The 23,648-nt window shown below is 70.5% G+C and carries 18 protein-coding genes; 8 read left to right on the top strand and 10 right to left on the bottom strand.

The window, feature by feature from the left end; translation table 11 throughout:
• Positions 1-152: 152 nt before the first annotated feature.
• Positions 153-953, bottom strand: coding sequence for a formate/nitrite transporter family protein (locus VJ693_RS03290; RefSeq protein WP_324152041.1), 801 nt, complete (start codon positions 951-953; stop codon positions 153-155).
• A gap of 124 nt (positions 954-1,077) precedes the next feature.
• Between VJ693_RS03290 and VJ693_RS03285 the strand changes: the two genes are divergently transcribed.
• Entirely contained in the window at positions 1,078-1,434 is a 357-nt protein-coding gene (locus VJ693_RS03285) for a DUF1428 domain-containing protein (RefSeq protein WP_324152040.1), read from the top strand.
• 119 nt (positions 1,435-1,553) lie between these two features.
• Here the strand turns inward: VJ693_RS03285 and amrS are convergent, their stop codons facing one another.
• Both amrS and amrB read right to left on the bottom strand, forming a co-directional pair.
• On the bottom strand, positions 1,554-2,645 hold the full coding sequence (amrS, locus tag VJ693_RS03280) for an AmmeMemoRadiSam system radical SAM enzyme (RefSeq protein WP_324152039.1): 1,092 nt from the start codon (positions 2,643-2,645) through the stop codon (positions 1,554-1,556).
• A complete protein-coding gene (gene amrB / locus VJ693_RS03275; RefSeq protein ID WP_324152038.1) occupies positions 2,630-4,069 on the bottom strand; it encodes an AmmeMemoRadiSam system protein B in 1,440 nt (479 codons plus the stop codon). The genes amrS and amrB overlap by 16 nt, the downstream gene beginning before the upstream one ends.
• A gap of 226 nt (positions 4,070-4,295) precedes the next feature.
• Here amrB and VJ693_RS03270 point away from each other — a divergent pair, with 226 nt between their 5' ends.
• Complete coding sequence (locus VJ693_RS03270; protein WP_324152037.1) at positions 4,296-4,754, top strand: hypothetical protein; 459 nt, start codon at positions 4,296-4,298, stop codon at positions 4,752-4,754.
• 4 nt (positions 4,755-4,758) lie between these two features.
• Here the strand turns inward: VJ693_RS03270 and VJ693_RS03265 are convergent, their stop codons facing one another.
• Positions 4,759-8,289 (bottom strand): alpha-1,6-glucosidase domain-containing protein, encoded by a 3,531-nt coding sequence (locus tag VJ693_RS03265; RefSeq protein WP_324152036.1) that lies wholly within the window; start codon positions 8,287-8,289, stop codon positions 4,759-4,761.
• A 145-nt stretch (positions 8,290-8,434) separates the two neighbouring features.
• Positions 8,435-8,821: a DUF6249 domain-containing protein gene (locus tag VJ693_RS03260; protein WP_324152035.1), complete on the bottom strand. Its 387-nt coding sequence runs from the start codon at positions 8,819-8,821 to the stop codon at positions 8,435-8,437.
• Positions 8,822-8,991: 170 nt separating this feature from the next.
• On the opposite strand from VJ693_RS03260, the gene VJ693_RS03255 reads away from it, so the two are divergent.
• Complete coding sequence (locus VJ693_RS03255) at positions 8,992-9,600, top strand: RNA polymerase sigma factor (protein WP_324152034.1); 609 nt, start codon at positions 8,992-8,994, stop codon at positions 9,598-9,600.
• Between the two features lie 13 nt (positions 9,601-9,613).
• Positions 9,614-10,021, top strand: coding sequence for a hypothetical protein (locus tag VJ693_RS03250; protein ID WP_324152033.1), 408 nt, complete (start codon positions 9,614-9,616; stop codon positions 10,019-10,021).
• Between the two features lie 7 nt (positions 10,022-10,028).
• Here the strand turns inward: VJ693_RS03250 and VJ693_RS03245 are convergent, their stop codons facing one another.
• The 3 genes from VJ693_RS03245 to VJ693_RS03235 are packed head-to-tail and all read right to left on the bottom strand — an operon-like array spanning position 10,029 to position 13,419.
• Positions 10,029-11,198: an MBL fold metallo-hydrolase gene (locus VJ693_RS03245; protein WP_324152032.1), complete on the bottom strand. Its 1,170-nt coding sequence runs from the start codon at positions 11,196-11,198 to the stop codon at positions 10,029-10,031.
• A 53-nt stretch (positions 11,199-11,251) separates the two neighbouring features.
• Positions 11,252-11,965 carry a 2OG-Fe(II) oxygenase gene (locus tag VJ693_RS03240; protein ID WP_324152031.1) on the bottom strand — a complete coding sequence of 238 codons (714 nt, stop codon included), beginning with the start codon at positions 11,963-11,965 and terminating at the stop codon, positions 11,252-11,254.
• Positions 11,966-12,003: 38 nt separating this feature from the next.
• Positions 12,004-13,419 carry a S8 family peptidase gene (locus VJ693_RS03235; RefSeq protein ID WP_324152030.1) on the bottom strand — a complete coding sequence of 472 codons (1,416 nt, stop codon included), beginning with the start codon at positions 13,417-13,419 and terminating at the stop codon, positions 12,004-12,006.
• A gap of 264 nt (positions 13,420-13,683) precedes the next feature.
• On the opposite strand from VJ693_RS03235, the gene VJ693_RS03230 reads away from it, so the two are divergent.
• Genes VJ693_RS03230 through VJ693_RS03220 form a run of 3 tightly spaced genes read left to right on the top strand, consistent with a single transcriptional unit; the run spans position 13,684 to position 17,920 of the window.
• Complete coding sequence (locus tag VJ693_RS03230) at positions 13,684-14,385, top strand: response regulator transcription factor (RefSeq protein WP_324152029.1); 702 nt, start codon at positions 13,684-13,686, stop codon at positions 14,383-14,385.
• 35 nt (positions 14,386-14,420) lie between these two features.
• On the top strand, positions 14,421-16,154 hold the full coding sequence (locus VJ693_RS03225) for a HAMP domain-containing sensor histidine kinase (RefSeq protein WP_324152028.1): 1,734 nt from the start codon (positions 14,421-14,423) through the stop codon (positions 16,152-16,154).
• Between the two features lie 2 nt (positions 16,155-16,156).
• Positions 16,157-17,920 (top strand): hypothetical protein, encoded by a 1,764-nt coding sequence (locus tag VJ693_RS03220; RefSeq protein WP_324152027.1) that lies wholly within the window; start codon positions 16,157-16,159, stop codon positions 17,918-17,920.
• A 38-nt stretch (positions 17,921-17,958) separates the two neighbouring features.
• Here VJ693_RS03220 and VJ693_RS03215 read toward each other — a convergent pair whose 3' ends face one another.
• Complete coding sequence (locus tag VJ693_RS03215; protein WP_324152026.1) at positions 17,959-19,530, bottom strand: bifunctional diguanylate cyclase/phosphodiesterase; 1,572 nt, start codon at positions 19,528-19,530, stop codon at positions 17,959-17,961.
• A 235-nt stretch (positions 19,531-19,765) separates the two neighbouring features.
• Between VJ693_RS03215 and VJ693_RS03210 the strand changes: the two genes are divergently transcribed.
• Positions 19,766-21,181, top strand: coding sequence for an SAM-dependent methyltransferase (locus VJ693_RS03210; protein ID WP_324152025.1), 1,416 nt, complete (start codon positions 19,766-19,768; stop codon positions 21,179-21,181).
• Here VJ693_RS03210 and VJ693_RS03205 read toward each other — a convergent pair.
• Positions 21,167-23,647: an ATP-binding protein gene (locus VJ693_RS03205; protein ID WP_324152024.1), complete on the bottom strand. Its 2,481-nt coding sequence runs from the start codon at positions 23,645-23,647 to the stop codon at positions 21,167-21,169. The genes VJ693_RS03210 and VJ693_RS03205 overlap by 15 nt on opposite strands.
• Position 23,648 lies beyond the last annotated feature (1 nt).

Here is a 23,648-nt window from a genome sequence, read left to right as displayed (position 1 = left end):
GGCGACGCCGCCGACGGGCTGGTGCGGAACTGGCCCGCGCCCGAGGACCGCAGCGTCAAGCACCGGGGTTATGCCTGGCAGTGGTTCGGCATGGCGGCGGCGTTGCTGCTGTTCCACGTCGTCTCTGCCTGGCGCGGGCGGGCGCGGCCGGCTTAGCCGGGCTCGGCGCGGCGCAGGTAGATCACCCAGTACACCAGCGCGACCAGCACACTGCCGCCGACGATGTTGCCGGCGATCACCGGCGCGAGGTTGTGCAGCATGTCGCCCCAGCCCAGCGGCGCGCCGAGCCACATCGCGAGCGGGAAGAAGTACATGTTGGCGATCGAGTGCTCGAAGCCGGCGGCGACGAAGGCGGTGATCGGGAAGACGATGGCGACGATCTTGTCGGTCACGCTGCGGCCGGCCAGCGTCATCCACACCGCCATGCAGACCAGCACGTTGCACAGCACGCCGCGAAAGAAGGCCTCGGCCCACGGCAACGCGGCCTTGGCGCTGGCGATCTTCACCACCGCCTGAGCGACCGCGCCCTGGTTCATCGCCATCGCGCCCGACCAGCCCACCAGCAACGCGAGGCCGGCCGCGCCGACGAAGTTCGCCACGCAGGCGACGGCCCAGTTGCGCAGCAGCTCGGGTGTGCTGACGCAGCGGCTGGCCCAGCCCATCGCGATCAGGCTGTTGCCGGTGAACAGCTCGGCGCCGGCCACGACCACCAGCACCAGCCCGAGCGAGAAGACCAGCCCGCCGAGAAAGCGCTGGGCGGCAAAGCCCAGGCTGGCGTCGCTCATGACCAGCGTGTACAGCAGCGAGCCCAGGCCGATGAAGGCACCGGCCAGCACGCCCAGCAGCGCGAGCGTGAGCAGCGGCAGCCGCGCCTTGGCCATGCCGACCTCGCACACGCGGCCGGCGATGTCCTTGGGCGCGTAGGCGTCGGAGCCGAAGATTTCCTTGCTCATCGTCGAGTTCCTCGTGTGTCGATCCGGCATTGGCCCGTTCGTCGCCCAGGTGATGGCGCTGCCGACCGGCGGTGCGGCGTATCCTGCCCGATCCAAGCGTGGGCAGGCTGACAAGGAGCAAGCGATGTATGTCGATGGATTCGTGGTGCCGGTGCCCCTGGACAAGCTGGCCGCGTACAAGCGCCTGGCCAAGCGGGCCGGCCAGATCTGGATGGAGCACGGTGCGCTGCAATACACCGAGTGCGTGGCCGACGACGTGAAGCCGGGCAAGTGGACCTCGTTCCCGCAGAGCGTGAAGCTCAAGGACGGCGAGGTGGTCGTGTTCTCGTGGGTCGTCTACAAGAACCGGCGCGAGCGCGACCGCATCAACAAGAAGGTGATGAGCGACCCGCGCCTGGCTGACATGATGGATCCGAAGAAGATGCCCTTCGACGGCAAGCGCATGTTCTGGGGCGGCTTCAAGGGCATCGTCGAGATGTGAGGCCCCCACGCCCCCTTCCGGGGGCTGCCCCCCGAGGGGGCTCGCGCAGCGGACCGGCAAAGCCGGATCCGCGCACGCCACTTGGAGACGGCGGCCCTGCGGGCGCCTGTTCCTGCGGGTCAGGCGGTGGCGATGCGCACGGGCATGCGGCGTGAACCGAAGCCGCGCTGGAAGCGGCTGAAGCGGCCGGCGATGGTGGTGCCGCAGTGGGGGCAGGTGCCGCGCTCGTCGAGCTCGCAGTGGCGGATCTCGTACCAGTCGCGCACGATCAGCGGGGCCTGGCAGCCGGGGCAGAAGGTGGTGCCGCCGTCCTCGTCGTGAACGTTGCCGGTGTAGACGTAGTGCAGCCCCTGGGCTCGCGCGATCTCGCGCGCGCGGCGCAGCGTGGCCTTCGGCGTCGGCGCCACGTCGGTCATCTTGTAGTCGGGGTGGAAGGCGGTGAAGTGCAGCGGCACGTCCGGGCCGAGGTGCTCGGCGATCCACTTCGTCATCGCCTCGAGCTCCTCGCTCGAATCGTTGAGGCCGGGGATCAGCAGCGTGGTGATCTCGAACCAGCAGTCGGTTTCGTTCTTCAGGTATTGCAGCGTGTCGAGCACCGGCGCGAGGTGGGCGCCGGTCTGTTGGAAGTAGAAGGCCTCGGTGAAGCCCTTCAGGTCGACGTTGGCGGCGTCCATCTTGGCGTAGAACTCGCGCCGCGGCTCGGCGTGGATGTAGCCGGCCGTGACCGCCACGGTGGCCACGCCGCGTGCGTGGCAGGCATCGGCGGTGTCCATCGCGTACTCGGCAAAGATGACGGGGTCGTTGTAGGTGAAGGCCACGCTCTTGCAGCCGGCCTCGGCCGCCACCTCGGCAATGCGCTCGGGGCTGGCGGCGTCCATCAGGCGGTCCATCTCGCGGCTTTTCGAGATGTCCCAGTTCTGGCAGAACTTGCAGGCCAGGTTGCAGCCGGCGGTGCCGAACGAGAACACGCTGGAGCCGGGGTGGAAGTGGTTCAGCGGCTTCTTCTCGATGGGGTCGATGCAGAAGCCCGAGCTGCGGCCGTAGGTGGTGAGCACCATCTGGTCGCCGACGCGCTGGCGCACGAAGCACAGGCCGCGCTGGCCCTCGTGCAGCTTGCAGTCGCGCGGGCACAGGTCGCACTGGATGCGGCCGTCGGGCAACGCATGCCACCAGCGGCCGGGGTGGGCGGATTCGGTCACGCGCTGGTCCATGCGATGCCTTCGTAGTGGTGCACCTCGAAGCGCTCGAGCAGCAGCTCGTCGGCCCAGAAATCGGTGCGCAGGCCAGCCTTGTGCTTGAGCGCGGCGAGAAAGGCCGCCGGGGCGGGCAGCTGCTGCCAGACCTGCGGCAGGAAGGTCGCGCGCCGGCCGCGCCAGGACAGCACCAGCCCGTCGATGCCCGGCCGCACGGCGGCCAGTGCCTCGGCCTCGTTGCGCACGGCGACCAGCCCGAGCGGGCCGAGCAGCGACACCTCGATGCGCAGCCCGGGCCACTCGTGCACCGCCAGCGGGGCGAATCGGCTGTCGCGGAAGGCGGCAGCGCGGGCGTTGGCGTGGATCTGCTCGCGCAGGGGGTCCTCGGCCTCGAGCCGGCCGATGCAGCCGCGCAACTCGCCGTCGCGGGTGTGCAGGCTGACGAAGGACGCGCCCGGTCGATCGAGCCCGGGGTGGGCCACCTCGGCGATGCGCAGTTCGCCCAGGGCATCGGCGATCGCGTTGTGGGCGATCGTGAACGCGGCGGCGCCGAGGGCGCGCTGGCCAGCCGGATCGTCGGCAGGGCTGTCGGCCTCGTCGCCAAGGTGTTCTTCGTCGGCGGTGGCGGGGGCCGGCGCATCGAAGGCCAATGCGGCGTAGCCGACGACGCGGCGGCGGTCGCCGGCGGTGTCGCCGGAGTTGCGCAGGTCGAGCAGGCGCGGGCGCAGGCCGTGCGTGCGGGCGGCGCGCAGCGCGCCGTTGAGCGCGTGGGCGCCGCAGGCATCGTCGGGCGCGAGCGTCGCGTCGAGGGCGAGCAGGCGGGCCACGGTGGCATCGTCGCGCGCCTGGGCGGCGGCGTAGGGCAGGTAGTGCGACAGATCGGAGCTGATCAGCACCAGCGTCTCGTCACCGCCCCACAGCCGCTCCAGCACCTCGGCCACTTCGGCGGGCTGTGCGTCGCCGACGACCAGCGGCACCAGCGCGAAACCGCCGCCGAGCACCTGCTGCAGGAAGGGCAGCTGCAACTCCAGCGAGTGCTCCCACTCGTGGGCGAGGTCGTTGCGCTCGACCTGGGGCAGGTTGTCGAGCCCGGCCAGCGCGGCCTGGTCGATCGGGATGGCGCCCAGCGGGGTGGCGAACGCGCCCACCGTCGGCGCGGCCAGGCCGCGCACGGGCACGCGATGTGCCGGGCCCAGCAGCACGACACGGCGGACGCCGCCGCGGCGGGCCGCGGCCGACAGGGTCGCGTAGGCGCTGGCGGCGATCGGGCCGGAGTAGCGGGTGCCCGCGTGGGGCACGACGAGCAATTTGGGTGAGCGGCCGGACGGGTCGGGCGCGGTGGGCCGGGCGGCCTCGAAACAACGCGCCAATTCTTCCCGCAGGGCGCTGGCCCCGGCTGGGTAGAACGAACCCGCCACGGCGGCGGATCGGGTCGAAGGCATGTACTGCTTCACCTCCTTGTCCTCAGTGTGGGGCCCGGGCCACGAAGTTCAATGCTGCACCCCGCAAAAACACCGTGCTTGTCATGGCGCAACCGAGGGCGATGCGCTGGCCGTGCGCCTGCGTGTCGTCGGCAGCGGGCCGGGCTGCGTTACTTGCTTACAGCCCGGCACTGGCCGGGCGCGATACTGGCTTTGTCTCTCGTCCTGGGCTTCGCTCACTCCGAACTTGTCGCACCGCTTTCACCTCGTCCTGCCCTGGCTCGCGCTAAGCGTGGCTGCCGTGCTGGTCGCGCCCGCGCATGCCGCGACAGGCGAGGACGACGCCGTGTTCTTCCGCCGCGCAGCCTCGTGCGTGGCGGTGCTCGAGCGTGATGCGGTGTCGCTGGCGGGGCGCTACCGGGCCGGCGAGCGCGCCGTGAAGCCCTCGCTCGTCAAGCTGACCGAGCAGGGCTTCAGCTTCATCGGCCGGGCCTACCTGCGCGGCCTGCGCAAGGACGAGGCCGACCGGCTCACCGAGGAGGCCAAGCAGGTGCAGCAGACGATGCCCGCCGACGCGCTGCGCCAGCTCTCGACGGGCTGCCAGGCCGAAGGCACACGGCTGTACGCCGATGCCGGCTCGCTGGAGCAGATGCTGGTATCGAACCGGGCGCGGGCCCGGGTCGACAAGCTGCTGGCGAAGAAGTAGCCGGTCAATTCACGACGAAGGCAACCGCAGTGCGGGGCGGCACGGTGACGCTGCCGCTGGCGCTGTCGATCTGTGCCTGCTTCGCGCGCGGGTCGGCCGCATTGGGCGCCAGGTGCACGGGGTGCAGCTGCCAAGCCGCGCCGGCCAGCGCCTCGGCGGTGAAGCTGTGCGCGGCCTTGTCGACGTTGACGAAGTAGGCGAGCTTCGCGAAATTCGCGCCGGCATAGCCGGTGCCGTCGATCACCGCGCCGACGACGGTGGCTTCCTGGCCCGAGCCGGTGTTCACGAACTTCAAGCGGGCCTTGATGTCGTCGGCGGTGCGCAGGCGCAGCAGCGTGGAGCTGGCACGGATCTTCAGCAGATCGCGGAAGACGTCGCGCGTCCAGCCGATCTCGCCGGCCCCGGGCTTGATCAGCGGGTTCGCCAGCCGCGGCTGGATCAGCCCCCACTCGTTGCCGTTGTCACGCTGCATCGGCAGGCCGACGGCGAAGTTGTTGTCGGTGTAGAGCCAGTCGAGCCGGTTGAACCAGTCGCCCGCGTCGTAGCTGTTGCGGTCCATCGACTTGCTGCGCTCGGTGTCGACGCCGGCGTGGAAGTAGGCCACGCCCTGCGCAAAGGCGTTCAGCGCGGCGCCCAGCATCTGCACGCGGGCGCGGTCCTCCTTGCTCGTGGTGGTCGGCAGGCGGTAGGCATTGATGTCGAAGAAGGTCTGGTTGTCGTGGTTCTCGAAGTAGTTCACGACCTCGGCCGGGTCGATGACGTAGCCGGCGGGCAGGCCGCCGACGTTGAGCTGCTCCAGCGGCAGCGTGGCGTCCCAATGGGTCGTCAGCGTGTAGCTGCGGATCGAGCCGGCCAGGCCCGCCTTGATGATGTCGCCGAGCCACATCAGGTCGTTCTTCGAGCGGCCGCCACCGAGCTCGTTTGGGTCGTACCACAGGCCGTTGACCCAGCCCTGGTTGGCGATCAGCGCGGAGCCCGAGTCGCAGCAGCCGCCACCGCGCACGGCGTCGCGGACGAAGGGGTTGAAGGTGCCGATGCCCGAGCCGTTGAGCGAGAGCATGTCGGCCTGCACGAAGCGCTGGCCGTTGGCGACCTCGCCGAAGTTCCAGCCTTCGCCGATGAGCTGCACGTCGCGGCCGGTGGCGGCCTTGACCTTGGCCTTGAGCTCTTCCATCACGCTGCGCGGCTGGTGGCCCATGATGTCGAAGCGGAACGAGCTGACGTGGTAGTCGCGCGCCCAGGTGATGACCGAGTCGATCATCAGCTTGCCCATCATGTGGTTCTCGGTCGCGGTGTTTTCGCAGCAGGTCGAATGCTCGATGTTGCCGGCCGCGTCGAGCCGGTGGTAGTAGCCCGGCACGACCTTGTCGAGCACCGAGTGGTCGTTCTGGCCGGAAGCGGTGGTGTGGTTGTAGACCACGTCCATGCCCACGCGCAGGCCGGCCGCATTGAGCGCCTTGACCATGCGACGGAATTCGACGATGCGGGTCGCGCCGTTGCCGACCGCGCTGGCGTACGAGCCCTCGGGGGCGGTGAAGTGCCAGGGGTCGTAGCCCCAGTTGAAGCAGTCGATGCCTGCGGTGGCGGCGACGGAGGCCTGCTGGTCGGGCGAGTCGGGCGCGCCGCTCGGGCTGGGGGTCACGCAGCCCTTCTCGGGGACGCTGGCGATGTCGAAGGCCGGCAGCAGGTGCACGTCGGTCAGGCCCGCGGCGGCCAGGGCCTTCAGGTGCTTCATGCCATTCGAGTGGCTGTCGGTGAAGGCAAGGTACTTGCCGCGGTGCGCCTCGGGCACGCTGGGGTCGTTGGCCGAGAAGTCACGCACATGCAGCTCGTAGATGCTCATGTCGGACGACACGGCCACGGTCTTGGGCGGCTGGCTCGCGTCCCAGCCGGCGGGCTTGAGGCGTTCGCCGTCCAGGTCGGCCACATAGCTGCGCCGGCTGTCGCCCGACAGGCTGAGCGAGTACGGGTCGGTCACCAGGTTGCGCACGACACCGACGCCGCGCACGAAGACGCGCACGCCGAAGCGGTAATAGGCGCCGGCGTGGTCGCCGGGCTTGCTCAGGCTCCAGATGCCGGTGGCGGGGTCAAAGCTCATCGCCTCGGCGCTGATCGCGGGCTCGGCGCCGTTTGGGTAGAGGTACAGGCCGACCTGCTGGGCGGTCGGGGCCCAGAGTTTGAAGGTGGTGAGGCCGTTCTTGACCGTGGCACCGAGGTCCGGCACGGCGTAGGCCGCGGCGTACAGGTCGTCGAGTGCCCCGGCGAGCTGGCCGGTGGTCGCGTTCTGCACCTTGCCGTTCGCATCCTCCTGCACCAGCACGAGCTGGTGGGTGTGCAGCGCGGGCAGCAGCGCGAGGTCGGCATCGCGCACCGCGAAGACCGTGCCGCGGGCGACGTACTTGAAGCGCAGCGCGGTGTCCGGCGGCACGGGGCCGGTGAAGGCGTCGAGCGCGAGGAAGCCGTCGGCGCCCGTCACCGCCTGGTCCTTGGCGACGACGATCTGGCCGGTGGCCGAGTGGTAGAGCCTGACGGTGCCGCTGGCGGCCACGCGCGGCCACTGGATGAGCTGTTTCGTCAGCCAGACGGCGCGCGCATCGGTGCTGGACACCGAGCGCAGGTCCGGCGGGTTGGTGTAGACGGTCGCGTCCTGCTCGACGAGCCAGATCTGGCCGACCTGGCCGGCGATGGTCAGCGCCGCGTAGTCGACCTGGATGTTGTTCGGCCGGCCGTCCTTGTCGTTCTGGTTGGGCGGCATGCCGTGGATGATGAATTCCAGCGATGTCCTGCTCGCATCGTCCTTCGGGTTCAGCACGGGAATGTCGAACACGATCTCGCCGCCGCCGGCCGTGTAACCCGGCATCTGGCCGAAGGCGACCGGCGCGTTCCAGTTGTCGATCGCCACGCCGGGCAGGCGCGCAGCGTCCAGGCCGCTGCCGTTCCACAGGTGCAGGCCCCAGGCGGCGTAGTCGCCGGCGAAGCGCTGGTAGTGCACGCGCACCGTGGTGATGTCCGGCGGGCCGCTGTCGAAGGGGTTCTTCAGGTAGGTGGTCGCATCGCCCTCGATGCGCCAGATCTCGTTGGCCTGGCCCTCGACGAGGGTGTAGCTCTGGTCGGCGCCGCCGTGGTCCTTCCAGTCTCCCTTGTGGAAGAGGTAGCCGACGGCGCCTGACTGGGCAACCAGCGGCACGTCGTAGACCACGCCGAAGGGGTCGGTGCCGCTTGCGTTCCAGCCGTTGTTCCAGCCCGGGTCCTGGGCGGCACCCCAGGTGTGGATTTGCCAGCCTTCGTAGTCGGCGTTCAAGCGGTGGTAGTGGACCTTGAAGCTCGTGGCCTGGCCAGCGGTTTGCGCGCTGCGGCGTGCCTCAGGCACCGCGATGAGCACCGTCTGCGCGTCGGTGCCGTCGGCGGCGGCCATGCTCAGGTCGTCGGCCGGGGCCTCGCCCGAGCCGCCGCACGAAGCCACCAGGGCCGCCGTTGCGGCCCAGCCCGCCACCTGCCGCGCCTTGCGCAGCGCCACCCGCCAGATTGCATCCATGCCGCTCTCCTCGAAGCCGAGGCGTGGATGCTAATGAAGGAAAACTACATTGAACGATCGGTAGTTTCCCGGCAAAATCTGCCAGAGCTCAAGGAGGAACTCACCGTCATTCCGCAAAAGGTGTAGTGAAGATACAGCCCGTGAGTCATTTTGTCGGCGGCGTTCCGGCCCGTCGGGTAGTGGCGTAGAAGATCAGGTTGGCGAGCCCGACGGCCATCGGAATCAGGCCCCAGCTCGCGCTCTCGAGGTCGCGGTTGATCGCCAGCGCAATCCCCAGCGCCAGCCCGACGAGCAGCAACACCAGGCCGCGGCGCAGGTAGTCGTCCGGGCCGCTCACCCTCGCATTGCGCTGGCTGTTGGCGAACAGCGCCTCCGGCAGCGGCGGCACCTCCATGCCGCGCTCGATCGCGAGCATCCGCTCCTTGTGGTGCAGCTCGAAGATCTCGCGCTTCTTGCGGAAGTCGATCCACAGCGCCAGCATGCCGATGCCGACGCCCATCACAATGGCGACGATCGGGATCAGGAAGGGCATCATGTGGCGCAGTTCGTTGAGCTCGTTCATGGGCTTTCCTTCGGTCGGGGGTGGTGGGTGATGCGCTTGATACCGCCGCCGGCGCGCTGTGGTTTCAGCCGGCGCCCGGGAAATTTCGCTGCCGGCGCTGAAACCACGTCGGCCTGCCCTGGGTATCAAGGCGCATGCCCTTGGAGCCCCCCCGCGACCCGCGTGCCCCGTTGAGCGCCGCTGCGCGGCGCGACGAGGACATCGTCGCGCTGCTCGCGGCCGGCGGCGCCGAGCTGGCTTTCGAGCGGCTTGCGGCGCGCTATGCGGCCAAGGTGTACCGCCTGTGCCTGGCGATGCTGCGCGAGCCGGCCCGGGCCGAAGACGCGGCGCAGGACAGCCTGCTGCGTGCCTGGCGCGCACTCGGCAGCTACCAGCCGAAGGCCGGTGCGCTGTCGACCTGGCTCTACGCGATCACGCGCAACCGCTGCCTGACCCTGCTCGAGCGCGCCGGCCCGCCGGCCGCGTCGATCGACGACGACGCGGTGCTGGGCGAGGTGGCCGCGCTGGCGGCCCCGGCCGGCCCCGATGCCGACGGCCATGCGTTGCTGCGCCGGCTGGTGGATGCGCTGCCCGATCCGCAACGGCTGGCCATGACGCTGTACTACTACGAAGAGCGCGCGGTGGCCGAGGCGGCCGCCATGCTGGGCCTGCCCGAGGCGACGGTGAAGACGCACCTGCACCGCGGCCGCGCGGCGCTGCGCGGCCGCCTGGGCGAGCTGGGCCTGGCCGACCCGGCGCTGTGGGTGTGAAGGAGTGATGGCGATGGCGACCCGACCCGACGACGACCTCGACCCTTGGCTGGAATCCGCCCTGCGCGCGGCACTGGCCCCACCGGCGCCGCCGCCCGGTTTTCAGCAGCGCCTGCAAGCCGCCTGGGCACGCCAGGCCGCCGAGGATCTGGCGCGCCGGCGCCACGCCCTCGAGGCCGAGCACGCGCGCCAGATGCAGGCGCTGCAGCGTGGTTACGTGCGCCTGAAGCGCGACACACTGGCGCTCGTGCTGGCGGTGGCCTTCACCGCCGGCGCGGCCGCCAGCTGGGCCGTGCCCTGGCTGCGCGAGACGCGTGGCATCGATCTGTCGACGCTGCTGCCGCTGCTCGCCGTGGCGATCGGCATGACCGCCGGTGCCGGTGTCTGGGTCGACCGCTTCGGGCTGCCCTGGAAACGCTGACGGCGCTTTAGTCCAGCGGCCAGGGCAGGTCACGCGGCAGATGCAGGTCGGGCACCCTGGCCGGTGACATGGGGGGTGCCGCTGGCGTGGCCGGCGCGGCGCCGCTCGCATCAACGCCGCGCCACCACGGCGTCACTGTCTCGACCCGGCTCGGCTCGACCGGCTCGCCCAGCCGCGGCATCACCAGCGGCGTGCCGAGCGCGGGTGCCTGCGCCAGCAGCGTCTCGGCGGGCTCGTCCCACGGATGCAGCGCGAGCGCGAAGGTGCCCCAGTGGATTGGCAGCAAGGGCCCGCCGCCGAGCAGCTGCCAGGCCTTCAGCGCATTCGCCGGGCCGAGGTGGATGTCGCCCCAGGCCGGGTGGTAGGCGCCGACCTCCAGCATCACCAGGTCGAAGGGGCCCAGCCGCTCGCGGATCACCTGGTACTCGGTCGTGAGGCCGGTGTCGCCACTGAAGAACACGCGGTGCTTCGCCGTGCGGATCACCAGCGAGGACCACAGCGTCGCGTTGCGGTCCTTCAGCCCGCGGCCGGAGAAGTGCTGCGAGGGCGCGGCGACGATCTCCAGCTCGCCGCCGGGCAGGGCGAAGCGCTCCCACCAGTCCAGCTCGGTGGTGCGCCCGGCCGGCACGCCCCAGGCCTCGAGGTGCGCGCCGACGCCCAGCGAGGTGACGATGGGCACGCTGGTGTGGCGGGCCAGCGCGACGACGGTGGGGTAATCGAGGTGGTCGTAGTGGTCGTGCGAGATCAGCACGAGGTCGGGCAGCGGCAGCTCCTTCAGCTTGACCGGCACCGGCTGGAAGCGCTTGGGGCCGGCGAAGCGCAGCGGCGACGCACGCGGGCCCCAGACCGGGTCGGTCAGCACCTTGTAGCCGTCGATCTCGATCAGCACCGTCGAATGGCCGAGCCAGGTGGCGCGCAGGCCGGTGTCGCTCGGGCGCTGCCAGGCCGCGCGCGGGTCCAGCGAGGGCAGCGGGTGCCGCGGGGTGCGCCGCTCGCCGCCGCAGAGGAAATCGCTCAGCGTGGGGCGCGGCGCGCTCGCATCGCGCAGGCCGGCGAGCATCGGGTGCCGGTTGCGGAAGCCCCCGCCCCGCTCGTCGTCCATCCACAGCGGCGAGGCGCGCATGCGCTCCAGCCGCAGGCCGCCGAGGCGGTGCGCGCGTTGGCCGAGAGTCTTCATGCCCGGAATTGTGCGCGGCCGGCGCCGGGCGTGCCCGGCGAAGGGGCTGCGGCTCAGCGCGGCGTCGGCCGCGCGCCGTAGAGCTGCTCGGCGCGGTTGAGCAGGATCCAGCTCGTCAGGATGTACTTGTCGCCCGACTGCGGCGTGCAGCCGCGGTGGGTGTGGGTGAAGTAGGCCGGCGCGATCACCATGCGACCGGCCTGGGGCTGGATCGCCCGCTGCTGGTAGAAGAACTCGGTCTGCCCGCCCTCGGCCACGTCGTTCAGGTAGAACATGAACAGCAGCGTGCGGTGCAGTGCCTCGTTGGCGCCGGCCTCGGGGAAGACCTCGCAGTGCCAGTAGTTGTAGTTGCCGCTGCCGCGGTCGTACTTCTGCGCCTGCACGGGGCCCAGGCGGTACAGCGCACGCATCAGGTCACCCGCCTTCGGCGCCGCGACCTGTTCGTAGTTGTCGTGCGTCACCGCCACCGGCTGGCCGGTGGCCGGGTCGGCCAGCGTCAGCGCCATCGGGGCGATCAACGCGAAGTGGTACTTGCGGAAGTACTCCTCCGCGTGGCGCGTGGTGACCTTCAGGATCTGCGCGAGATCGTCCTGGTACTCGGGGTGCCGGTTCAGGTACAGGTCGGTACTGATCTTCTTCGTCGTGTCGACACCGCCGCCGGTGGCCCCGGGCACCCTGTGGCGGCTGGCCTCGAAACGCTCGATGAAGCGCTGGCAGAAGCCGGCGTCGAGCGCGTCGTCGTAGACCTCGATGAAGTCGGTGGTCATCGGGCAGACCGGGTCGGGTGCCGCGCCGCTGCCGGCGCTCAGTTGGCCACCGCCGCGGCCGCCACCGCCGCGGCCGCATCGACCAGCCCGCCGCCGCAGCCGCCGCGGCAGACCGCGGCCGACATCGGCCGCGCGCTCTGCTTGAGCAGCATCTGCACCTTGTCGGGGTTCAGCGACGGGTTGATCGCGAGCATCAGCGCGGCGACGCCGGCAACGTGCGGCGCGGCCATCGAGGTGCCCTGCATGTAGGCCAGCACGTCGACGCCGGGGCGCTTGGTGCCACTGTTGTAGGTCGACAGGATGCCGTTCTCGGCGACGCCGAGCATGTCGCCGCCCGGCGCGGCGACGCTGATGCGCTTGCCGTAGTTCGAGTAGTAGGCCTTCTTGCCCTCGCGCGTGCTGGCTGCCACCGCGATCACGCCCTGGCAGCCGGCGGGGCTGATGCGGGCGACGTCGATGTCGGAGTTGCCGGCGGCGGCCACGACGACCGCGCCTTGCGCGCGCACCGCGTCGATCGCGGCCTGGAAGCTGCGGCTGCAGGCGTTGACGCTGCCCAGAGACAGGTTGATCACGCGCGCCGGGTGCGGGTTGGCCGGCACGCCGTCGACCGGCAGCCCGGCCGCCCACAGCATGCCGTCGATGATGTCGGAGGTGTAGCCGCCGCAGCGGCCGAGTGCACGCACCGGCAGCACCTTGGCCTTGGGCGCGACACCGGCGACGCCGATGCTGTTGTTCGACACCGCGGCGATCGTGCCGGCCACGTGGGTGCCGTGCCAGGTGCTGTCGTCGGGGTCGATCTGGTCGGCGCCGCACTGGCCGGCGGTCGTCCAGTTGCCCTCATCCCAGGCGAAGGCGTCGCGGCCGTTGCCGTCGCGTGCCGCACCACGGTTCGAGACGAAGTCGTAGCCCGGCAGGACGTTGGCCATCAGGTCGACGTGGGGGCGGATGCCGCTGTCGACCACCGCGACGACCACGCCCTGGCCCTTGGACATCGGCCAGGCCTCGTTGACGTAGATGCCGCCCACCGGGTCGGTCAGGTTCCACTGCGCCGCAACGTGCTTGTCGTTCGACAGGCCCATCGGCACCATCACCACATCGGGCTCGACGTAGTCGATGCGTTCGTCGAGCTTCTGGATCTCGGCGGCCAGCCGGCGCAGCGCCACATCGGGCAAGGCCTTGTCCAGCGCCAGCAAATCGCCGCCGCGGGCGAGCTTGCGCACATGGCTCAGGCTGATGCCTTGCCTGGCGGCGGCGGCGCGGGCTTTGGCGATGAGGGTGGAATCGAGCAGCGCGTCGGTCTTGATCTTGACGATCAGGCCGGTGCTGAACGCGGGGATTCGCTCGGGGGTCACCTTCCCGCCGCGCGTCCCGGCCTGGGCCTGCCAGGACAGCGTCACGCTCAGTGCGGCCATCAGGCCGGCGAGCACCCGGGTGCAGCGGGTTGATCGATTCATCACGAAGCTCCGAACTTTTGGCTGGATCGGGCCAGGCGCCCATGGGTGGCGGGCGCGGGCAATCCGCAGATAAAGCACATCGTATGCCCACCCTGCCCCCAAATCTTCATGGATCGTCATGGTGCCTGGGGCGGGCATGCCGCAATAATCGCGGCATCACCGGAGGCCCGGATTGTGAGGCCACCGACCTGGCACGAATATGGCGTTTTCCACGTCCTGCGGCACTTTGACCGCAAGGGGTGAGCGCATTCAGGAGCGTGTGGTTTGGCTCTGATCTATTTGCTTGAAGACGACCCGGATTGCTCGGCGAGCGTGGAGCAGTGGTTGGCGCGTGCGGGCCACCAGGTGAGGACGTTCGGCCGTCCGCACGAGTTCTTCTATGAGGTGAGCAAGCAGGCACCGCGCTGCGCCGTCGTTGACTGGCGCTTGCCGGAAATGGAAGGCATAGACGTGGTGGCGCGGCTGCGCCAGCTGCTGTCCTCCGGGGTCGGCGTCATCATGCTGACGGGCCTGGACACCGAGGAAAGCGTTGTTCGGGCGCTGAAGGCCGGCGCAGACGACTACATCGTCAAGCCGGGGTCAGAGTCGATCGTGGTGGCCCGCATCGATGCGCTGCTGCGCCGGATGACGCCGGCGGCATCCGTCCTGACGCACATCGAGCGTGCCCCGTATCGGCTGGATTTCGGCCGTCGCGAGGTGACGGTGCAGGGGCGCGCGATCGAGCTCGCGCCGCGTGAGTTCGATCTGGCCTGGATCCTGTTCAGCGAGCCCGCGCGGCTGTTCACCCGACAGGAGTTGCTCGCTGCCGTATGGGGCCGCAACCACGAAGCCGGCGTGCATACGGTGGCGCAGCATGTGTACCTGATCCGGCGCAAGCTGGCGTTGACCGAGCACGGTTTCCGCTTGAATGCGGTCTACGGGACCGGATATCGGTTGGAGTTGCCGAGCGCGTCGGTGCCGGCTTGAGCCTCCACAAGGCGCCGACCGTCGAAGGGCAGCCCATGTCAGACGGCACCGCCTCGGCGTTCGCATTGAGCGCCCGTTGGCTCGACATGCCGGCGCACCAGGCGTCGCATGCCTTGGCTGATTTGGTGGCCGATGCACAGCGGCGGCACGATGGATCGGACCTGGTGCCGGCGTTGATCTGGCTCGGCCTGGTGCTGAGCGCCGCCGGCGAAGCCGAGGCGGACGGGGCGCTGGCACAGGCCCACGCCGAGGCTGTCAGTCACGGCGACCCCGCCCTTGTATGGCAGGCGGTGTTGGCTCAGGCGCGCCACGATGCCGATGGCGGGCGCCATGCCCAGGCACTCGTGGCCTGCCGAACCGTAGCCGATGCCGCCCGCTCGACGGGGCAGGCGGCACTGGCGCGGCAAGCCTTGTTTGCCACGGGCACGAGTCTTTGCCATCTGGGCGAGCACGATCTGGCGTTGGAGGCATTCGAGGAGGCGCGCATGCTGCTGCGTGCCGACCCTCAGGCGCTCACCGACGCCGATCGCGAAATCGCGTTGGGGCGGTATGCCGCAGCGCAAGCGCAGGCCTGGCTGATGAGAGGGGGGCTGCTGCTGGAGGCCAGCGGGCCCGAGGCATCGGGCGAGGCGTTTCGGCGGGCTCGGCTGCTGGGGGAGCAGGCCTGCACCGCGCTCTTGGGTGCCAGCCCCAGGTTCGGCCATGCCGCCTTGTTCGGGCTCGTGCGGGTGTTGCTCGAGGCTGGCGAATGCGAGTTGGCACGTGCCTGGGTCGCAAAGGTCCGGCAGGCATGCCCGCGGGGGGCGCCGCCGAAAAGCCTGGCGTCGGTCCACATGGCGTTGAGCGAGGCCCTGATCGAACTGCGAGACGGGGTTGCGGCACCGACAGTCGTCCTGGCGAGCCTGCGGGAAGCGGCACTGGCGCGTCATCCTCGCGTGCAGTGGGGCGATTTGCGTTTGTCGCTGCTGAGATGCATGTTCGAAGCACACGAGTGCGCCGGCCAGTACCGCGACGCGCTGGCCTGCCAGCGCGAATGGGCACGCACCAAATCAGAGCTGCGCGTCCATTTGGCGCGCGAGCACGGACTGTGGACCGCCTCGGCGCTGGAAGGATTGCGCGCGGAGGCCGACGAGTTCATTGGGCTGGCCCTGCGTGCGCCGTTGATGGCTGCTCGCGAGAGCCTGTCTCGCCTGTTCGATCAGGCGCCCGCCGTGGCCCATGGCGCATCGAGGGCGCAGCACAGCGTGAGTCGGGCCATTGACATTGCCGACCAGTATCTGGGCGTTGTTCGCGCCGAGCACTTGCGCCGGGAGGATCTGCAGGAGCTGGATCTGTCCGAGCTGGTCGACGACGTGTGCGACCAGATGGCACCGCCCTCTGGCAGCGGGGTGCACCTGCAGCGGCGGATCGACAGGCCGGTGAATGTGCAAGGTGACCGGACACTGTTGATGCGCGCACTGGGCAACCTGATCAGCAACGCGTTCAAGCATGCGCCCGCCGGAAGCGACGTTCAGGTCGGCCTGCACAGTGGTGACGAAGTCGTTCGCCTGTGGGTCAGAGACGAGGGTCCGGGCATGAGCCTCGACATGCGGGCCCGGGTCTTCCAGCGGTTCGCCACGGGGGCCGTGCGCAACGGAAACGGCCTGGGCCTGGCGATGGTGGCCAGGGCCGCGCGTGTCCACGATGCCGGCATCGTGGTCGACAGCGAGCCCAATCAAGGCACCTGTGTGGTGATCGAGTTCGAGCGCGGGCGCGCTGGCGTGAACTGAGCATGGACCACAGCCGGGCGCGCGTGTCTGCGGCGGGGCTCGACCCGAGTGGGGATGGGTTCTTCGACGAGTTCGTCCAGGTACTGGCGGTCGATGCCGAGCGGGCCCTGACGGTCGCGCAGGCTGCCGCCGACCGGGCGGAGGGTGACGGTGATGAGGCGGGTGCAGTGCGCGCGCAACTGGCTCGAAGCCTGGCCCTCGACGCATTGGGGCGGCCCGAGCATGTGGCGGAACTGGCTGTCGTCCTGCGCCGAGCGCAGGAGCTTGGGGACCCGGTGCTCCTGCTGCGTGCGACCTACCGCCAGGTCACGGTGGACATCTACGAGGGACGGTACGCCGATGCCCTGGTGAGGGGCCAAGCCATGCTTGGCCTGGCGCACGCCTTGCGGCGGCCGGACCTCCTGGAGCGTCTGCTGAACAACCTGGCCACGGCATTGGACCTGATCGGCGAACACGCGCTGTCGATCTCGATGTATGCGGAGTGCAAGCGACTGCTGGCGCGCCAGGCCGGCGGGACCCGCTTGAATTCCATTCGCGCGGCCAACAACGAGGCCGAGGCTTGGTGCAGCCTGGCACGAACCTGTGACCCGGTGAGCCGGCGCGAGGAGCGTGCGGAGGCACTCGCGCATGCCCGCAGTCTGGCGGAGGATGCGTGCCGGCAGGTGCTCGACGAGCCGAACGTCGCCTATCGACTGAGTACGCTGGACACGCTGGTTAGCGTGTTGCTCGAATTGGAGCAGCCTGGCGAGGCGATGTCCTGGGTTCAGCGGGTGGCCCAGGCCCCAGGAGGCGACCTCGAGAATCCACTGTCGCCTCATTGGGGCATGTATGCCCTGGTGTTGACGCGCGTCGAATTGGCGTCGGAAGCACCCGATCTGCCGCGCGTGCTGGAGCGCCTGCGGGCCATCGAGGCCTTGCCGGGTTCGCGATTTCGGCGTGGCGAGATGCAGGCTGTTCTGCAGGGTTGCCTGTCGGAGGCGTTGGAACGACTGGGACAGTACCAGGAGGCAATGCGCTACCACCGGCAATGGTTGCAGTTCGAGGCGCGGACGCAAAGCCTGTGGGCGCGCGAGCACGCGATGGCCGTGCACCATACGCTGGAGTCGCTCCGCGGCGAGACCGAAGAGTTCATCACGCACGACCTGCGCAATCCCCTCGGTGCCGCGCTGGTTCAAATGGGTTCCATTGCGGCGCATGGCGGGCTCGACGCGGCGGGTTCCGAAGAGCTGCGCGCAGCCCGATCCCAGGTTCAGCAGGCTTTCGACGCGGCCGATCACTATCTGACGATCGTGCGCATCCGGAACCTTCGTCGAACCGCCTTGAGTACGCTCGATCTGGCTGAGCTCGTCGACGATGTCGGGGAGCGGTTGGCTCCGCCGGCGGCATCGGCCACTCGGTTGGAACGCGATGTCGAATGGGGGCTCGAGATCCGGGGAGATCGAATCTCATTGCTGATGGCATTCGATCTCGTGTTGCGGCGGGCGCTGGAGAGCGCTCGGGAGGGCCGCTGCGTCGGCTGGAGCCTGCGGGCCGAGTCAAGGCACGCGGTGCTGGTGGCCGAAGGGTGCGGGAATGCGTGGGCCGATCCGCTTGCGACTTCGGCGATGGACGCGCGCCAAGGCGAGTCGGGCGGTGAGCGGATGGCGGCTGCGATGTTGATGCGGGTGGCGCGCTTGCACGACTCCCACATCGAGCAAATCGTGGGAACGGGTGGCAGCGCGCGGATCGAGTGGCGCTTCCCGCTGGTTGGCGTGTCGGGGGATTGACCCCGGCCGTCAAACTGGCCGGGGTGTGAGCCGCGCCCTCACTGCACCACGCACAACGCCTCCAGCGGCACCGGCCGCCCGAACAGATAGCCCTGGTAGACGCCGCAGCCCATGTCGCTCAACATCTCGCGCTGCTCGGCGGTTTCGACGCCCTCGGCGACCAGTTCGAGCGTGAGGTCGCGGGCCAGGGCGATGACCGTGCGCACCAAGGCCGCCTCTCGCGGGTCGGTCAGCATGTTGCGCACGAAGACCTGGTCGATCTTCAGCTGCGACAGGGGCAGGTGCTTCAGGTAGTTCAGGCTCGAGTAGCCGATGCCGAAGTCGTCCAGGCTCAGGCACACGCCGAGCTCGCGCAGCGCCTGCATGTGGGCCTGCACCACGGGCATGTCGGAGATGATGGCGTTCTCGGTCACCTCCAGCTTCAGCAGGCTGGGCGAGACGCCGGCGGTCTGCAGCGCCAGTCGCACCTCCTCGACAAAACCGGGGTGCTGGAACTGGTGCGGGCTGACGTTGACCGACAGCGTCAGGCGGGCGGTGGCCGGGTCCTGGGCCCACCAGGCCAGCACGCCGCAGGCATCGCGGATCACGGCGCGGCCGATCGGCACGATCAGGCCTGATTCCTCCGCCAGCGGGATGAAGCGCCCCGGCGGGATGGGGCCGAGCTCGGCCGACTCCCAGCGCAGCAGCGCCTCGGCGCCGACGACGCGGCCCTGGCGGTCGACCTGCGGCTGGTAGTGCAGGCGGAACTCCTGTGCCGGCACCGCGTGCCGCAGCGCGGCCAGCAGGCGGCCGCGCTCGTCGTGCTCGGCTTGCATCGAAGGCTCGAACACCCGCACGCAGTCGCGCCCGGCGCGCTTGGCGCGGCGCAGCGCCAGATCGGCCTCGCGCAGCGCCTGGTCGATCGGCTTGCCGTCGGCGAGCCAGGTGGCGCCGGCGCTGGCGGTCAGGTGGTGTTCGCCGCCGTTGCCGAAGAAGGGCCGGCGCACGCGGTGCAGCAGCGCCTCGCCCAGGCTGGCCAGCGCGGCGTCGTCGGCGCGCAGCGGCTGGGCCGGCGCGAGCAGCACGAACTCGTCGTTGGCCAGGCGGGCGATCAGCGCCGGCGGGTCGAAGGCCTCGGTCAGGCGCATGCCGGCTTCGTGCAGCCAGAGGTCGCCGATCTCGTGGCCCAGGCTGTCATTGAGCGAGCGCAGCCGATCAAGGCCGAGCAGCAGCAGCGCGCGCGGACGGTGCGCCGTGGGCTCGCCGGCGTCGCGCTCGGCCTGCACGCGGGCCAGGAATTCGGTGCGGGTCGGCAGGCCGGTGACCGGGTCGAGGGTGGAGACGAAGGCGTCGGCCGGCGGCAGCGGCTCGGCAGGGGTGGCCAGCAGCGGCGCCAGCAGGCCGCCGACCGCGGCGCCCAGCACTGCCCCGAACACCGCGCCACCAGGGCCGGACGGCAGCGCCAGCCCCACGGCGGCGCCGACACTGGCACCGACGGCCGCGCCGAGGCCCGCTGCCAGGGCGATGCGCCAGCGCGGCGGGGTCGGCTCGGCCGCGCTGGCCGCCAACGGCAGGCCGGCGTCGAGCGGCGCAGCCGAGGCGGCGCGGGAGCGCGGGGCGGGGTGGGCCAAGATCGAGGTCAGGGTCACGGCATGTGGACGCGATGCACGCGTCGAGATCCGTTGCCGCTGGTGCCGAGCACGCTCGGGGGCACGAGCCCGCAACGAACGAACGACTGGGCGGCCTCCCTCCAGGCTCGCACATTGTTGTTGTTACATCATAAGTGTCGATGCGCCGCCGTGTGCGCTTCGAGTTGGGGGGACAAACCCGTGGCGGACAATCCCGCACCGGCTGCATCCCGACTGCATGAACGATTCCGACCTCACCGCCGACGCCAACGGCGACACCGCGACCTTGACCGAGCGTGACGCGCTGGCCGATCTGGCCCGGCGCGCGCGTTTCTTCGAGGCGCTCGCCGCCAGCCTGGCCGACGGCAGCTTTCGCAAGCTGGTGCTGGCCAAGCCGCGCAGCGGCGCCGAGGGCCTGTTGCGTGTCAGCGCCCGGCGCATCGACCTGAAAGGCACGGCCTGCCTGCAACTCGTGCACCAGCACAAGACGCGCGACCTGACCGAGAACCTGCCGCTGGCCGAAGCGCAGGCCCGGCTGGAGGCGCTGCTCGGCACGAGCCTGTCGCACGGCCACCTGTTCACGGCCGACGAAGAGCTGCAATTGTTGGTCAGCAAGCGCGGCCGCAACGCGCTGCGGCGCTCGCGCGTGGCGGCGGGCGACGAGCCGGCCGGGGAGCCTGGCGCGGCAGGCGGGGCGCGCGGCCACGAGCGAAGCAAGCGCCGGCTGCTGGCGCTGGAGGCGCCCTTCCTGCAGGCGCTGGGGGTGGTCGACCGCGGGGGCGCGCTGGTGCCGGCGATGGCGCGCAAGTGGAAGCAGATCAACAAGTTCGTCGAGGTGCTCGACCATGCGCTGGACGAGGCGGGCCTGGCACAGGGCACCGCGCCGGCCGAGGCGGCGCCGCTGCAGGTGGTGGATTTCGGCGCCGGCAAGGGTTACCTCACCTTCGCGACGCACCACCTTCTGAGCGCCCCCAGGTCCGGGCCAGCCCGGCCCACCCCCCGCGGGGGGTCAGGGTGCCTGGCAGAGCCAGTTCACCCTGAAAGCGACCGTGCCGGCGGCCGCGGCTGGCCGACGCACACGCTGGGCGTCGAGCTGCGCCAGGAGCTGGTCGACCTGTGCAACGACGCGGCCCGGCGCTGCGGCATGGCCGGGCTCGAGTTCCAGTGCGGCGACGTCAGCCGCGTCGTGCCCGGCCACATCGACGTGATGATCGCGCTGCACGCCTGCGACACCGCCACCGACCACGCGCTGCACACCGGCATCCGCGCCGGTGCGGCCGTGATCCTCAGCTCGCCGTGCTGCCACAAGCAGATCCGCCCGCAGCTGAAGCTGCCCACGGTGTTGCGGCCGATGCTGCGCCACGGCATCCACCTCGGCCAGGAGGCCGAGATGGTGACCGACAGCCTGCGCGCACTGCTGCTCGAGGCAAACGGCTACGACGCGCAGGTGTTCGAGTTCGTCGCGCTGGAGCACACGAGCAAGAACAAGATGATCCTCGCGGTGCGCCGGCGCCAGCCGCTCACGGCCGCCCGCCAGGCGGCGCTGCTGGCCGAGATCGACGAGATCAAGGCCTTCTACGGCATTCGCGAGCACTGCCTGCAGACGCTGCTCGATGCCGACGAGGCCGACCGCGCCGCTTCAGGCCACTCTTGAGATGACGGCGGCCAGCCGGCCGAGCTCGAGCGGCTTGGCCACGTGGTCGTTCATGCCGGCCGCCAGGTAGGCGGCGCGCTCCTCGACCATCGCGTTGGCCGTCATCGCGACGATCGGGATGTGCGAGACGGCGCTCGGCAGCGCGCGGATCGCGCGCGTGGCGGCCTCGCCGTCCATGCCGGGCATCTGGATGTCCATCAGGACCAGGTCGTAGTTGGCCGCCTGCACCTGGCGCACCGCCTCGAAACCGTCGGCGACGATGTCGCTGTAGTGGCCGAGGTGGTCGAGCATGGCCTTGATCAGGATCTGGTTGACGCCGTTGTCCTCGGCCACCAGGATGCGCCGCGCCGCCTGCGGCGAAGCGGCCGGCTCGTCCGCCACCGGGCCGGTGGCCTCGGCCGCCGCGGGGCCGGGCTGCACCACCTCGAGCGGCAGCGAGACGCGGAAGGTGCTGCCCACGCCGGGCTTGCTGTGCACCTCGATGTGGCCATGCATCAGCTCGACGATTTCGTGGCTGATCGCCAGCCCCAGGCCGCTGCCGCCGTGGCGGCGCGCGGTGCTCGAGTCACCCTGGCTGAAGTGGCGGAACAGGCGCGGCAGCGTCTCGGCATCGATGCCGATGCCGGTGTCGCGCACGGCGATCATCAGCTCGACGCGCCGCCGGGGCAGCGGGCGGTGCGTGAGCTCGACGTCGACGCGGCCCTGGCTGGTGAACTTCAGCGCGTTGCCGATCAGGTTGAACAGGATCTGGCGCAGCCGGCTCGGGTCGCCGCGCAGCAGCCGGGGCAGGCCGGGCGCGGCGTTCATCTCGAGGGACAGGCCCTTGCCCTCGGCCCGCACCGTCAGCAGCGAGACCACCTCGTTGACGGTGACCAGCGGATCGAATTCGACGATCTCCAGATCCATGCGGCCGGCCTCGACCTTGGACAGGTCGAGGATGTCGTTGATGAGTGCCAGCAGCGTCTGCCCCGAGCTGCGGATCAGCTCGGCATAACGCCGTTGTTCGGGTGTCAGCGAGGTGGTCAGCATCAACCCGTTCATGCCGAGCACGGCGTTCAGCGGCGTGCGGATCTCGTGGCTCATCGAGGCCAGGAAGCGCGACTTGGCCTTGTTCGCCGCCTCGGCCTCGGCCTTGGCCCGCCCCAGCGCGTGCTCGGCGGCGGTCACGTCGTGGTAGACGGTGATCACGCCGCCGTCGGCGGTGTGGCGCTCGACCGCGTGGATGACCCGCCCGTCGGGCAGCACCTGCTCGTGCTGGCCGTCCTCGGTGCGGTGGATCGCCAGGCGGCGCTGCACCCAGCCCTGCTGGTCCTCGGGTGCGGCGTCGGGCATCAGCGCGTTGACGCCGACCAGCGCCAGGCGTTCGAACGGCACGCCCGGTGCGATCACGTCGGCCAGCCAGGGGTAGATCTCGAGAAAGCGCGGGTTCCAGACCACGGCGCGGTCATTCGCGTCGCACAGCAGCATGCCGTCGGCCATCGAGGCCAGCGCCTGGTCGAGCATCGTCTTGCTGCGGTCGAGCTCCGCGCGCGCCTCGGCCAGCCGGCCCAGGTGCCAGTGGGCGAAGGCGCCGGCGCCGACGACCATCAGCAGGAACAGCGAGGTCGCCGCGACGACGAAGCGGCGCTGCTCGTGCACGTCGGCCAGCGCGGCCTCGATCGGGATCGACGCCGCCACCAGCAGCGGCCGGTACAGCACCGGCCGCACGGCCACCAGCGCCGGGGCACCGCCGATGCGCGCCGGCGCGCGCTCGGCGTGGCCGCTCGGCGCGGCGTCGCCCAGCGGTGCGGGCAGGCGCTGGGCGACCAGCGCATCGTGCGGCGGCACGCTGACCAGCAGCTCCCCGTCGTCGCGCTCGAGCGTCGCGACCAGGCCGTCGATGTCGGCGGCCTGCGACATCAGCCCGGCGATCAGCGCGGCCGGCACCTCGGCCACGGCCAGCACGCGCAGGCCGCCCAGGTCCACCGGGCGGGCGAAGTAGATCATCCGCTCGGCGGTCACGAAGTTGACCAGCGGCGCGCTGATGACGAGCTGCGGCGAAGGCCGGCCCATGGCCTCGCTGACGAAGCCGGCCGGCAGCGGCAGGCCCAGGCGCGCGCTGTCGGGCTGCGCCGCCGCAAGCACCGTGCCGTCGGCGTGAAGCAGCACCAGGTCGCGCACCAGCAGGTTCTGGCTGATCGTGGTGCGCAGCTGGGCCTGGGTGCCGGCGACGTCGTAGCTGCCATTGGCCAGCCGGTGCGGGCGCAGCAGCGCCTCGGTGCCGGCCAGCATGACGTCGATGCCGAGCATCGTGCGGTTCAGCGAGGCCTCGGCGCCGGCGATGAAGCGCTCGGCGCGCTGGCGCGCCTCGTCCAGCGCCTCGCGCTCGGCGCTGCCGATCAGCGCCGCGGCGGCCATCAGCACCGTGCCGACGAAGACCGCCACGAAGGCGGCGATGATCCATTGCGCGCGCTTCGGCGGGTTCACG

This window comes from Ideonella sp. (assembly GCF_035254525.1).
GTDB lineage: Bacteria > Pseudomonadota > Gammaproteobacteria > Burkholderiales > Burkholderiaceae_C > Ideonella.
Note: the sequence above shows the minus strand (reverse complement) of the source record. Positions and strands in the feature narration are given on the sequence as shown.